The 12,355-nt window shown below is 70.1% G+C and carries 12 protein-coding genes and 1 pseudogene; 5 read left to right on the forward strand and 8 right to left on the reverse strand.

The window, feature by feature from the left end:
- Positions 1 to 4: 4 nt before the first annotated feature.
- From QEG98_RS29975 to QEG98_RS29985, 3 genes are read right to left on the reverse strand one after another with little or no spacing between them, the layout of a single operon-like run.
- Positions 5 to 196 carry a hypothetical protein gene (locus tag QEG98_RS29975; protein WP_013941990.1) on the reverse strand — a complete coding sequence of 64 codons (192 nt, stop codon included), beginning with the start codon at positions 194 to 196 and terminating at the stop codon, positions 5 to 7.
- Positions 193 to 2,724, reverse strand: a complete 2,532-nt coding sequence (locus QEG98_RS29980; protein WP_316563756.1) for a heavy metal translocating P-type ATPase — start codon at positions 2,722 to 2,724, stop codon at positions 193 to 195. The genes QEG98_RS29975 and QEG98_RS29980 overlap by 4 nt, the downstream gene beginning before the upstream one ends.
- On the reverse strand, positions 2,721 to 2,864 hold the full coding sequence (locus tag QEG98_RS29985; RefSeq protein WP_316563757.1) for a hypothetical protein: 144 nt from the start codon (positions 2,862 to 2,864) through the stop codon (positions 2,721 to 2,723). Before QEG98_RS29985 ends, QEG98_RS29980 begins: the two co-directional genes overlap by 4 nt.
- 24 nt (positions 2,865 to 2,888) lie before the next feature.
- Here QEG98_RS29985 and QEG98_RS29990 point away from each other — a divergent pair, with 24 nt between their 5' ends.
- On the forward strand, positions 2,889 to 3,482 hold the full coding sequence (locus QEG98_RS29990; RefSeq protein WP_316563758.1) for a sulfite exporter TauE/SafE family protein: 594 nt from the start codon (positions 2,889 to 2,891) through the stop codon (positions 3,480 to 3,482).
- A 51-nt stretch (positions 3,483 to 3,533) separates the two neighbouring features.
- Here QEG98_RS29990 and QEG98_RS29995 read toward each other — a convergent pair whose 3' ends face one another.
- The 3 genes from QEG98_RS29995 to QEG98_RS30005 form a co-directional block, all read right to left on the reverse strand.
- Positions 3,534 to 4,190 carry a potassium channel family protein gene (locus tag QEG98_RS29995; RefSeq protein ID WP_090490139.1) on the reverse strand — a complete coding sequence of 219 codons (657 nt, stop codon included), beginning with the start codon at positions 4,188 to 4,190 and terminating at the stop codon, positions 3,534 to 3,536.
- 9 nt (positions 4,191 to 4,199) lie between these two features.
- Positions 4,200 to 5,627 (reverse strand): TrkH family potassium uptake protein, encoded by a 1,428-nt coding sequence (locus QEG98_RS30000; protein WP_316567989.1) that lies wholly within the window; start codon positions 5,625 to 5,627, stop codon positions 4,200 to 4,202.
- Between the two features lie 63 nt (positions 5,628 to 5,690).
- On the reverse strand, positions 5,691 to 6,332 hold the full coding sequence (locus QEG98_RS30005; RefSeq protein WP_244171727.1) for a TetR/AcrR family transcriptional regulator: 642 nt from the start codon (positions 6,330 to 6,332) through the stop codon (positions 5,691 to 5,693).
- 180 nt (positions 6,333 to 6,512) lie between these two features.
- Between QEG98_RS30005 and trhA the strand changes: the two genes are divergently transcribed.
- The 4 genes from trhA (at position 6,513) to QEG98_RS30025 (ending at position 9,568) form a co-directional block, all read left to right on the forward strand.
- The gene (trhA, locus tag QEG98_RS30010; RefSeq protein ID WP_316563759.1) at positions 6,513 to 7,151 is read left to right on the forward strand and encodes a PAQR family membrane homeostasis protein TrhA; all 639 of its coding nucleotides are present in this window, start codon (positions 6,513 to 6,515) and stop codon (positions 7,149 to 7,151) included.
- 100 nt (positions 7,152 to 7,251) lie between these two features.
- The gene (locus tag QEG98_RS30015) at positions 7,252 to 7,875 is read left to right on the forward strand and encodes a TetR/AcrR family transcriptional regulator (protein WP_141591103.1); all 624 of its coding nucleotides are present in this window, start codon (positions 7,252 to 7,254) and stop codon (positions 7,873 to 7,875) included.
- Positions 7,872 to 8,765, forward strand: a complete 894-nt coding sequence (locus QEG98_RS30020) for an alpha/beta fold hydrolase (RefSeq protein ID WP_316563760.1) — start codon at positions 7,872 to 7,874, stop codon at positions 8,763 to 8,765. Before QEG98_RS30015 ends, QEG98_RS30020 begins: the two co-directional genes overlap by 4 nt.
- A 23-nt stretch (positions 8,766 to 8,788) precedes the next feature.
- Positions 8,789 to 9,568 (forward strand): crotonase/enoyl-CoA hydratase family protein, encoded by a 780-nt coding sequence (locus QEG98_RS30025; RefSeq protein ID WP_141255272.1) that lies wholly within the window; start codon positions 8,789 to 8,791, stop codon positions 9,566 to 9,568.
- A gap of 332 nt (positions 9,569 to 9,900) precedes the next feature.
- On the opposite strand, the pseudogene QEG98_RS30030 reads toward QEG98_RS30025, so the two are convergent.
- Together QEG98_RS30030 and QEG98_RS30035 are read right to left on the reverse strand one after the other, a co-directional pair.
- Positions 9,901 to 11,225, reverse strand: a pseudogene (locus QEG98_RS30030) (YecA family protein).
- 46 nt (positions 11,226 to 11,271) lie between these two features.
- Positions 11,272 to 12,345, reverse strand: a complete 1,074-nt coding sequence (locus QEG98_RS30035) for an oxidoreductase (RefSeq protein WP_316563761.1) — start codon at positions 12,343 to 12,345, stop codon at positions 11,272 to 11,274.
- Positions 12,346 to 12,355: the final 10 nt, after the last annotated feature.

The raw sequence follows: 12,355 nt of genomic DNA on the forward strand, positions 1-12,355 counted from the left end.
GGCTTCACTCCTGGGAAGCGGAGGGCGGGGGCTCGGGAGCGCGCGGCGCCGGAGCGGCGCTGTCGTCTTCGAGCGGAAAGAGCGAGAGCCGGTCGGCATGCTCGTGGTCGCGGTGGCGCACGCTGTAGACGAACAGCAGCACCGAGCTGGCGACGAGCATCAGGCTCACGAAGACCTGGAGGATGAGGACGTTCATGCCGGAACCTCCCGAAGCGGCGGCGTGGGCGAGGCGGCAGCGCGCTCGCGTGAGGCGGACAGCCACCACACCGTGCAGAGCACGGTGGCCAGACTGGTGGCGGGCATGGCCACGGCGGCGCGCAGGGGCGTCATCCAACCCGCGAGGCACACGGCGACGGCCACCACGTTGTAGCTCACCGCCAGGACCAGCAGCCGGCGCACAACCTGATGCAACCGGGCCGACAACCGCAGTGCCTCGCGGATGGCGCCCAGGCCTTCGCCCAGGAGGAAGAAGTCGCTCTTGCCGGGCATCACCGGCCGGTCGATGGCGGGCGTACCCGCGCAGAGGGCTCGCTCGAAGGCGAGGCTGTCGTTGACGCCGTCACCCAGGTACAGCGTGTCCGCCGCGTCCAGCTTCGCGACGGCCTCCGCCTTGTCCTCGGGACGCTGGCCACTCAGGGTGTGCTGGGTGGGGATGCCCAACGCGGCGGCCATGTCATTCACGCGGCCCTGGCTGTCCCCGGAGATGAGCCATACCTCGCGGCCCTCTCCCTGGAGCGCCTGGACCTCACGGCGCGCGTCGGGACGTACCGACTCCCGGAGCTGGAAGAAGGCCACTGGCACGCCGTCACGGGAAAGCACCGGGCCCGCGGCGAGGCCCGAACCGGAGAGGAGGACCTCCACTCGCCCACTCGGCCTGGAGTGGCGGCTCGCGGGGCCGCCCCACGCACGCGACGCGCCATCCGTGGGCTCGCGGTCCGGTAGCCCTGTGTCCACCGCCTTGGTGGCCCAGTCCGCGCGGCCCAGCCGCCAGCGCACGCCTTCTCGATTCAGCTCGAGCCCCTGGCCCGCGAGCTCCGACACACGCGCCTCCGAGTTGAAGCGCGCGCCTTCCCGAGCCAGCGCGGCCGCGAGGCAGCGACTGGCGGGGTGGTTGCTGCGCGACACCAGGTCGAAGGCGATGTCGCGCGCCGCGGGCGTCAACCCCGCCACGGCGGCGCGGTCCACCAACTCCAGCCGCCCCAGCGTCAGCGTCCCCGTCTTGTCGAAGAGCACCTTTCGCACGCGCGGCAGCCGGTCCAGCAGGTCCGTGCTCCGGATGAAGAAGCCGCCGCGGCGCAGGCGCGCCTGGACCAACTCGTAGGCCAGCGGCGTGGCGATACCAATGGCGCACGGGCACGTCACCACCAGCAGCGCGACCGCCACCTCCAGCGCCTTGTCCGGCCCGGCGGGCCACCACAGCGCGAGGCCCAACGCGGAGACGAAGAGCACCGTCACGACCCAGCGGCGCGACACGCGGTCCCAGAAGCGGGTGTGCAGCGCGGGCCCGCCCGCGTCCGTGGGCGCCCGGCGGAGCAACGCCACCAGCGGCGAGTCGGTGAACGCCTGCTTCGCCTGGACACGCACGGCCTCGCGCCCGGCGTTGAACGCACCCGCGGGCAACGCACCGCCCTGCCCCACCGCGCGCTCGCCGGGCTCGCCCGTAATCCAATCCGTGGACACGCGGGCCCCCGAATCGAGCAGCACCGCGTCCACCGGCACCAGGTCCCCCGGCGCAATCACCAGCACGTCGCCGTCGGCCACCTCGGCGGCGCGCACGGTGGCGAGCCGCGCGCCCTCATCCCTGCGCACGAAGAGCCCCTCCGCCCCGTCGTCATCCAGCAGGAAGCGCCGGTTGCGCTCCAACACACGCTGCTGGAGCCACCGTCCCACCAGCATCAGCGTGACGAAGGTGTTGAGCGTGTCGAAGTACGCCAGGTCGCCGCGCCCTCCGCGCGCCTGCGCCAGCGACATGCCGAACACCAGCAGGATGCCCAGGGCAATGGGCAGGTCCAGGTGCAGCACGCCGCGCCGCAAGCCCTGAAGCGCGGAGCGGAAGAAGGGCCAGCCTCCCACCACCACGACCGCGGACGACAGCCACAGACTCAGCCGTGTGAAGAGACGGAAGACATCGCCATCCTCCGGCGTGAGCCCCACATAGAAGCTCACCGAGAACAGCATCACGTTCATCGACAGCGCGGCGCAGATGCCCAGGCGGATGGGCAGGTCCAGGCTCGTGCGCTCCGGGCGCTTGCGGCTGGGTCCGAAGAGGTAGCCAAAGCCCTCCACGCCGCGAAGGAACTCCGCCACGTCGAAGGCGCCGCGCCGCCACAGCATCCGCACCTTGCCCAGGGCCGGGTCCACCGTCAGACCCGCCCCGCCCGGCTGCCGGCGGAACAGCTCGTTCATCAGCCACACGCATGCGGCGCAGTGGATGCCCTGCACGTCCAGCTCGAGCGCGCACAAGGGGCCAGGAATCGACTCCGCGCGGCTCATGAGCGGCTCCAGCCACGCGAACGCGCGTTCCTTGCGCGGCTCAGGCGCGGGCGCCGTCTTTCCTTGCGCGAGCTGGTAGTAGCGCGTGAGCCCCTGCTCCACGAGCAGGCCGTGCACGGCCTCGCACCCCACACAGCAGAAGTCGCGCGCCGCGCCCCCGGAGGAACGGGGCTGCCGCAGTGGAGACAGGCGGCCGGAGCAGGCTCCGATGTCGTGGAGGCAGGCATTCACGATGTCACCTTGCGAACGGCATGCCTGTTGCGATGCACCGCGTTCATGTCGCCCGAACCGGCCGCACTCGCCTCGCTGCTGCACACCTCCGAACCCACCGTCATCGCCGGCGCACTGGGCGCCTTCGTGGTGGGGCTCACGGGGAGCGTGCATTGCCTCCTCATGTGCGGACCGCTGGCCTGCGCTGGGCTCCCCAGCGTGCCAGCCCCGAGCGCCGCCGGGCCGTCGTCGCCTACCAGGGAGCGCGCCTGGGCGCGTATGCCCTCGTGGGCGGCGCCCTGGGCATGCTGGGTGGAGGCGTCACCCAGGCGCTGGCGGTCTCCACCCGCCCCTACCTTCCCTGGCTGATGGCGGTGGCGCTGGTCGCGTCCGCGCTGGAGCTGGGCAAGCGCCTGCGCCCGCTGCCGGGCATGGCGAACCTCGCGCGGCATGTCACGCGCTGGGGCGCAAAGTTTTCGTGGACGGGCCGCGCGAGCGCAATGGGTGCGGTCACACCGCTGCTGCCCTGTGGCCTCCTCTATGGCGTCTTCGCGGTGGCGCTTGCGAGCGGTTCGTTCGGAGGCGGAGCGCTGGTCCTCGCCGCGTTCGCGCTCGGCGGCCTGCCCGCCCTGCTGGGGGCGCAGCTTCAGGCGGCGCTGTGGAAGCACCGCCCGAAGTGGATGTCCCTGCTGCTCCAACGGGCGGTGCCCCTGGTGGCGGCGGCGGTGCTCGTCTACCGCGCGGTGAGCGTGAACGTCGGGGGAGCCAGCTGTCACTGAGAAAGGCGCGGGCGTTCCGGGCGAAAGTACCGAGCCGTCCGCGCCACGAGCTCAGCGCAGCGCGGCCACGGCCTCGAGCGCGGAGGGCTCGCCCGCGACGAGCAACGCGTCGGACGGGGTGAGCAGCCGGTCCGGGTCCGGCACCGGGAGCATGCGGTCCTGGAGCACGTCATGCACGGCCACCACGTGCACGCGGTAGCGCTGCGGCAGGGCAAGCACGCGCAGGCTCTTGCCATACCATGCCTCCGGCACTGGCATCTCCTGAAGACCGAACTCCGTTCCCAGCTGCACGTACTGAAGGAGCCGGCCACTGGTGATGCGGCTGGCCAGTCCGAGGGCGCTCTCCCGCTCGGGGAAGATGCTCTCGGTGGCCCCCAGCGCGTTGGCGATGCGCGCATGGTCATCCGAGCGGACCTTCACGTAGATGTCCTGGATGCCCGTGTCCCGCAGGGCGAGCAGCGCGAGAATGCTGGCCGAAAGGTCCTCTCCCGTGGAGATGATGGCGGCGTCCGCCCCCCGCGCGCCCACTTCCTCCAACACCTGGCGCTGCGTGGCGTCCCCCACCATGGCCTTGGACACGCGCGCGCCCAGGGCGTCCACCACCGCCGGTCGCGGGTCGATGGCGATGACGTCATGCCCCTGCTCATGCAGGCGCGCGGCGATGACCGAGCCGAAGTTGCCCAGGCCCACCACGATGATGCGCTTCATCCGTGCTCCTTAACCAACGATGAGGTCCTCCTGCGCGGGGCGCACGTGCCGCAGGTGCGTCCGGGCGCGCAGGCTGAGGGCGGCGAAGAAGGACAGCGGCCCCAGCCGTCCCACGAACATCAGCCCGATGATCAGCAACTTGCCCGCCACGCTCAGGCTGGGCGACATATCCATGGTCAGCCCCACCGTGCAGAAGGCGCTGACCACCTCGAAGAAGACGGGCAGGAAGCTGGCGCGCGCGGCCTGCACCGACTCCGCTCCGCGCCCCTCCGTGAAGGAGAGCACGAAGACGGCCGCCGTCATCACCCCGAAGGCGATGAGGGCCAGCGACACCGTGCGTTCGATGGTGCCCTCCGGGATGGCGCGGCCATGCAACTCGGCGTGCCGGCGTCCCCGGATGCGCGTGAAGGCGAGCGCGCCCAGCACCGCCAGCGTCGTCGTCTTCAAGCCCCCGGCCGTGGAGCCAGGACTGCCTCCCACCACCATCAGCAGGATGGTGAAGAAACCGCTCGCGTTGCTCACCTCGGAGTAGCTCACGCTGTTGAAGCCCGCCGTGCGCGCCGTGGCGGACATGAACCAGGCGTTGGCCACCCGGTCCACGTAGCCCAGGGGCGCCAGCGTTCCCCGCCACTCGAAGAGCGCGAAGAGCACGGTGCCGCCCACCAGCAACACCCCGGTGACGAGCAGCGCCGCGAAGGTGTGCACACTCATCCGCCGGGAGCGCTGGTCGCGGCTGCGCCACCAGCGCAGCGCCTCCTCGCTCGACAGGTAGCCCAGACTCCCCATGATGATGAGGAAGGAGATGACGAGGAGCGTGAGGGGCTCCCGGTTGAAGCCCGCCAGCGAATCACTGAACGTCGAGAACCCGGCGTTGCAGAAGGCGCTGACCGAGTGGAAGACGGCGTGCCAGGCCGCCTCCTTCCAGCCGAAGCGCGGCAGCCACAGCAGCCACAGCAACAACGCCCCCAGCGCCTCCACCCACATGGTGAAGCGCGCGACCCGCAGCGTCAGAGACAGCACGTTCTGCCGGTGCGTGTAGTCCATGGGCGCACCGACGATGACCTCGCTGCGGAGGGACAGCCGCCGGCCCAACGCGCCGATGACGAGCGTGGTGAGGGTGACCAGCCCCAGGCCCCCCAACTGGATGAAGACGAGCAGCCACAGTTGCCCCCAGCGGGTGAAGGCCGTCGCGGTGTTCACCACGGAGAGCCCCGTCACGCACACCGCGCTCGTCATGGTGAAGAGCGCGTCGAGAAAGCCCAGGCGCGGGCCCGTGTACAACGCCGGGAGCCAGAGCAACCCCGCCGTCCCCACCGCGATGAGGACCGCGAAGGAGAGCGCCAGCAACGTCGCCGGTGAGATGGAGAACCAGCGCAGCCAGAGCCAGCGGAGGGGTGAACGAAGGAAGGAGTCCACGGGGCTGGGGAGACCATCCACCAAGTCGGGGCGCTCCACCAGTTTCCCATGCTCGAACCGGGCCGCGGAGGCGCGCCGCGGGACTCAACCGCCGCGTCGCTTCGCGCCACGCCGCCCGTTCGAAGCAGCCGGTTCCTTCGGCAGGTGCCGCAATCCCATCCACCCGAGGGCCGCGACGTGGCGCGCGACGTGGTCAATCGAGAAGGAGCGCCCATCCTCCGCCCACCACTGCCCCACCTGCGTCACCATGCCCACCAGCGCGTTCGCGTAGATGGGCGCGACCTTGGGGTTGTAACCAGCGTGCTCGAACTCGCTCTTGAAGATGTCCGCAACCCGCAGCGCGAGGTCGTCGATGACGCGCGTCAGACCTCGCCGTCCAGCCGCCAGCGGTGAATCGCGCGTCATCACAGCGAAGCCCGCGGGCTCCTCCTTCGCGTACGTCATGAAGGCCAGCACCGCCCGCTCGAACCGTTCGCGGGGCGTGCCCGAGGCGATGCTCTCCGACACGCGCGTCACCAGGTCATCCATCTCCCGGTCCACGATGGCCGCGTAGAGCCCCTCCTTCGCGCCGAAGTGTTCGTAGACGATGGGCTTCGACACGCCCGCCTGCTGGGCCACCTCCTCGATGGAGGTCGCCTCGTAACCCTTCGAGGCAAACACGCCTCGCCCCACCGCCATCAACTGGACCCGGCGGTCGGCACCCGACAGTCGCTTCTTCGTCGCCACGTTGACCTCTAACCTACCCAGCGGTAACTTACCCAACCGGAACCTACCAACTGGTAACTCTCCGGTGGAGTTGGAGCCCCTCATGTATCCCGTCTCTCGCCGAGCCGTCTTGCCCGACACAGCCGAGCTCAACGTCCTCGCCTTCCTCGAATCGCGGAGCCGGTCCTGAGCGCCCAGGCCGTGGAGAAGCCGAAACTGCGGGGTGTCCTGCATCAGTTCGCCGCCACGGGTGCGCTGGGAGCGGGCCTGGTGCTCGTCTTGATGGCCCCGACCGACCGGGCCGCGGCGGCCGCCGCCGTGTTCGCCGTCAGCCTGGTGGTGTTGTTCTCGGTCAGCGCGACCTACCACCGGGTGAACTGGTCCACGCGAGGGAGAACGTGGATGCGGCGCATGGACCACGCCTCCATCTTCATCCTCATCGCGGGCACCTATACGCCCGTCGCGCTGCTGGGCATCTCCGGGGCTGCGGGCAACCGCCTGCTGCTCCTCATCTGGGCAGGCGCGCTCGCTGGAGTCTTGCAGTCGCTGTTCTGGATACAGGCGCCCAAGGTGGTGACGGCGGCGTTGGCCGTCGCGGTCGGCTGGACGCTGGTGCCGTACTTCGATGAAGCACGGCAAGCCCTCACCGGCAGCAACCTGGCGCTCATCCTCGCGGGGGGCGTCGCCTACACGGCGGGCGCCCTCGCCTATGCCCTGAAGCGGCCGAACCTCCGGCCCGGCGTCTTCGGCTACCACGAGCTGTTCCACGCCCTGACGCTCGTCGGTGCGGGGCTCCACTTCACGGTCGTCCTGCGGCTCGTCCGCGCCGCGACCCTGTAGACACAGGAATGCCCAGGGTCAGCGTTCTGACCTCCAGACAACATGGGCCGGCCCGGCCGGCCGCTTGACTAGAATCTGGCTCTAGAATCAGATTCTAGTCATGGAGCGTAAACGTCGCAGCGCGACTGGCGAGCAGAGCCGTCGCGCCATCCTGGATGCCGCGCTGGATTGCTTCTCCCGGCTGGGCTGGGCGGCGACGACCATCGAGGACATCCGCAAGGTCAGCGGCGCCAGCGTGGGCAGCGTCTACCACCACTTCGGTGCGAAGGAAGGCATCGCGGTGGCGCTCTACATCGACTGCCTGCGCCTCCATCAGGAGTCGTTGCGGGGGCGGCTGGAGCGGAAGCACGACGCGGAAGCCTTCGTGCGCACCATCGTCACCCACCACATCGCCTGGTCCCGGGAGCACCCGGAGGCCGCCCGCTATCTCCTGCGCATGCGCCGTGAGGAAGCCGTGGCCGCGGCCGAACAGGAAATCCAATCCGCGACGGGCGACTTCATCCGGGAAGGCTTCAGCCGGATGAAGGCCCATGCCCAGGCGGGCGAGCTGCTGCCACTGCCTCCGGCCGTCTACATGCCGCTGATGCTCGGCCCCGCCCAGGAATTGCTGCGCGCCTGGGCCAACGGTCACGTGGAGCTCAAGGCCGGCATCGAGAAGGTCCTCGCAGATGCCGCCTGGCGATGCCTGCGTCCAGAGACAGCCCCCTCCAGGAAGGTGCCATGATGCCGGATGACGCCCTGCCCTCTCCCGTCGCGACGGCCTCACCGGAGGTCGTCCGGATTCCCGCCCGGGATGGGCTCCCACTGGCCGCGACGGTGTACCAGGGGCTCCAGGACAATGGCGTGGTCGTCCAGATCAATCCCGCGACGGCGGTGCCGCGCAGGTACTACGACGCCTTCGCCCGGTTCCTCTCGGGCCGGGGTTTCACGGTCGTCACGTATGACTACCGGACCATGGGGGACTCGGTCGTCGATGCGTCCCTGCGCAACCAGGCCCGCTTCCAGGACTGGGGCGAGCTGGACACGCCCGCTGTGCTGGACTGGGTGACGGCGCGGTTCCCCTCGCACCGGCTGGCCGTCGTGGGCCACTCGGCGGGCGGTCAGATGCTGGGGCTGGCGGAGAACGCCTCCCGCATCCAGTCCGTGCTGCTGATTGGCTCACAGCACGGCTGGTGGCGGCACTGGCCGCTCCGCCAACGGCTGGCTTTGGCTGCCATCTGGTACGTCGCGCTGCCCGCCTCCGTCGCGCTGCTGGGCTACTTCCCGGGCCGCGCCGTGGGCTCGGAAGACCTGCCGGGGGGCATCGCGAAGCAGTGGGCGCGCTGGTGCCGCAACCCACACTACGTCTCCGATGACAACGGCGCGCCACTGAGGCCGTACAACGACCGGGTCCGGGCACGAATACGGCTCTACAGCTTCTCCGACGATGCCATCGCGCCGGAGGCCGCCGCGCGTGCGTTGCTCGACTACTACCCGAACGCGACGCGCGAGCACCTGCACCGCACGCCCGCGGAGCTCGGCATGAAGCGCATCGGCCACTTCGGTTGGTTCCGCTCCAGCACGCCCGAGGCCGTCTGGGTGGAGGCGGCGGATTGGCTCGAACAGACGAAGTGACTTCACCACCCAACGAGGGACTCATGAGCAACTTCATCACGGAAGAGACCGAAGGGTTCGTGCGGAAGATTGGACTGAACCGCCCTGAGAAGCGGAACGCGATGAACATCGCGCTCATCGAGCAACTCTCGGGCGCGCTGGGACGGGCCGAGGCCGACGAGAACGTCCGAGTGTGCGTGCTCTTCGCTCACGGCACCGTGTTCACGGCGGGGCTGGACCTCATGGATGTGTTTCCCAGGCTGGGTGATGCCCAGACGCTGTTCAGCGCGGCGGGCATCGACCCGTGGGCCACGCATGGCCCCGCGAGGACGAAGCCGCTCATCATCGCGGTGCATGGCAAGTGCCTCACGCTCGGCATCGAGCTGATGCTCGCGGCCGACATCACGGTGGCTTCCGAGGACGCCACCTTCGAGCAGATTGAAATCGACCGCGGCATCTTCCCCTTCGGCGGGGGCACGGCCCGGTGGGTGCGGACCATGGGTTGGGGCAACGCGATGCAGTACCTGCTGACGGGCGATGCGCTCGACGCGCGTGAAGCGCACCGGTTGGGGCTCGTGCAGCGAGTCGTCTCGCGCGAGGCGCTGATGGAGACGGCAATGGGCCTCGCGGCCCGCATCGCGTCGAAGCCGCCCCTCGCGATCAAGGCGACCATCGAGAGCGCGCGGACGGCCGTCCTCGAAGGGGAGCGCGCCGCGGCTGCGAAGCTCCTGCCGGCCATCCAGCAGCTCGCGACGACCGAGGATGTGCAGGAGGCGCTCTCCGCCCACTTCGAACGCCGGCCCGCGACCTTCCGCGGCCGATGACGGTCTCAGGAGGCCGGGGCATTCCAGCGCATCCAGAGCCCCATCACGGGGAGCCCACCTCGCTCCGCGCGTCCGACGGATGCTCGCTCGGCGCGAGCCGCTTTGCCGCCACAGCGCCCCTCGCGGGCGCATCCTCGTCCCGGGCCCGACAGGCCCGGAGCGGCTTCGGGACCTTGACCTTCGGCTACCGAGGCATTGGCCGCTCTTCATCGTCGCCCACTCGTTCGGCGGCCATGCGCTGGGGCTCATTCAACATGCTCGACGTGAGCAACGTGCGCCCCGTGGACGCCCCGAGCCGTCGTCGGCCCGAGGCGTCCTGACGCAGTCCCGGCTCAGGCCTGCTCGGTGCGCAGCGTCACCGGATGCTCCTTGAGCCATGCCGGCAGCGCTCAATGCGCGCGGCGGCGGCAGGCAGGCCCATGCTCAGCAGCAGCTCGCGGTAGGGCTCGAAGGCCTCCGGCGTCCACGCGGTGAGCGCCTTGAGGTCGGCCAGCGCCACCATCTCCTCGGGCGAGCGCCCCTCTGCTTCCTTCCGTGCCGTGAGCAGCGCGGCGAGCGTCATCCGCGCGGGCTCCGCCTCGAAGGCAATGGCGGCATCCATGTACGCCGCGCGGGTGGCGTCATCCGCGGCCGCATCCTTCGCCTTCTCCCGAAGCCGTTCGAGCAGCCCCACGAGGAAGTCCTCGTCGAGCGCGCCCTTCACCGCCCGCATCAGCGCCGTCACCGCGTCCCGGCGCACCGAGGGCTCCGTGCCCGTGGGCAGGGCCTTCAGCGCCTGCATCGGGTCCCAGAGCGCGCACGTGAGCCACAGCTCCTCTTCGGGCGAGAAGACGGCCGGCGTCGTCGAGGCCCGCAGCCACGCCTCCACGCGGGCGGCGCGCTCCTTGGCCTCGCGAGCGATGCGCTCGGCCAGCTCCGGGTCCTCTTGCACGTACTTGAGCAGCGCGCCCACGTCGCCGCCACGAGCCTGTTGGAGCGCGGCCTTCGCCTCGTCGGAGAGGGACTCCTCCTCCAGCCCCTTCACCAGCGCCTCGTACTTCTGGGACAGCTCCTTGTGCCTGGCGCTCCACTCGCGGAACTGCACGTCGAAGACGACGTCCAGGACGGGGATGTCCTCCGGCCGGGCCTTGCCCATCCGCTTGGACGCGGAGGCCAGCAGTGTTCCCACGCCGATGGCCCGCCGGTCCTCGGCGGACAGTCCAGGCGTGGTCATCTTGGACATCAGCGCGGCGCCGAGCGCCTCCAGGAACGCAGGCGTGCCGAGCGCGCGCACCGTTCCCACCAACAGCTCACGACGGGCGCTGGCGGCGTCCTGCTCCGTGTTCTCCGACAGCCGGGCCAATTCATTCCCCACGTGCTCGGAGAAGGCCTTCACGTCGAAGCGCAGACCCGGCGCCGGGCCCCAGTCCGTCAGCAACTCCGCCAGCCGCTCCAGGGCACCGGACAGCTTGGACACATCGGGGTCGCCCAGCACTTCCATCGCCGCCTCGAGGTCGGCCCTGGCGGACGAGGCGGGGGCGGCGGGCGGCGCGGCGCGGGCCCGGTCCTCGGCGGCATGGCAGGCCTTGTACTTCTTGCCACTGCCACAGGGACACGGGTCGTTTCGGCCGGGCTTCTTCGAGCTCAAGAGGTCCTCAGGGGGTCGCGCAGGCGACAAGGAGAGTCCACGACGGGCTAGGAGTAGGCATCCCACCGGGTGGGAATCAAGCAGCGCCTGCGTCGAAGGCGGCACACTCCGCCTCCGAGAGGTCCAGGCCCTGTGCGCCGCCATGCTCTTGCGCCCGGATGCCCGCCTCCAGCACGGCTTGGACGGCCACGGCCTGGATGGGCGTCACCGGGTTGGGCGCCCCTCCCATCAGGGCATCCCGGATGCCCGCATAGTACTGGCGGTAGTCCCCTGCCGAGGCGACGGTAGGCGCTCCATCCCATCCAGGCGCCGGGGCCTCGCCCCCCCCCGCGCCTTCTGGAGACGCACCCATCACCAGACGTGGCACCTGCGGCTCCCTGCCCAAGGTGAGCCACGAGCCCCGTGAGCCATGTACGGCGAAGCGAGGCATCAGGGCCGCGATGAGCATGGAGGCTTGGAGCACCACCTGCCGCCGTCGATAGACGAGCGTGTACTGGAACCAGTCATCGACGAAAGCGCCCTCGCGCAAGACCTCACGCGAACCGGACACCGACTCCGGCAGTCCAAACAGTTGCAGCGCCTGGTCGACGAGGTGCGGCCCCAGGTCGAACCACACGCCCGCGCCTGGAACCATCTGTTCCCGCCACTGGGTGCGGACCTCCGGACGGAACCGGTCGAAGCGCGACTCGACGTGAGCAACGTGGCCCAGGGTGCCTTCCGCCAGCAGCGCCTTCAACGCCAGGAAGTCGGTGTCCCAACGCCGGTTGTGGAACACCGAGAGCAGCAGGCCACGCGACTCCGCCAGGGCCCGCAGCGCGCGGGCTTCGGCAAGGGTGATGGTGAAGGGCTTGTCGACGACGACGTGCTTTCCCGCCCGGAGCGCGGCCTCGGCGAGCGGCGCGTGTCGGTCATTCGCCGTGGCGATGACGACCAGGTCCACGTCGGAATGCGTTGCTCCGTCCTCATGAGAGCCACAAAGGGTGACGTGTGGCAGCGTGGACCGCACCGCCTCTTCCTGGCGCGAGGCGACGACCTGGAGCACCAGCCCGTCCACACCTTGAATCAGCGGAGCGTGGATGGACCTGCCCGCGATGCCGAAGCCCAGCAAGGCCACTCGGAGGGGGGCTCGTCCAGGAGAGGAGAAGGCCATGTCGCACCCT

The organism is Myxococcus sp. MxC21-1 (assembly GCF_032612255.1).
Taxonomy (GTDB): Bacteria; Myxococcota; Myxococcia; order Myxococcales; family Myxococcaceae; genus Myxococcus; species Myxococcus virescens.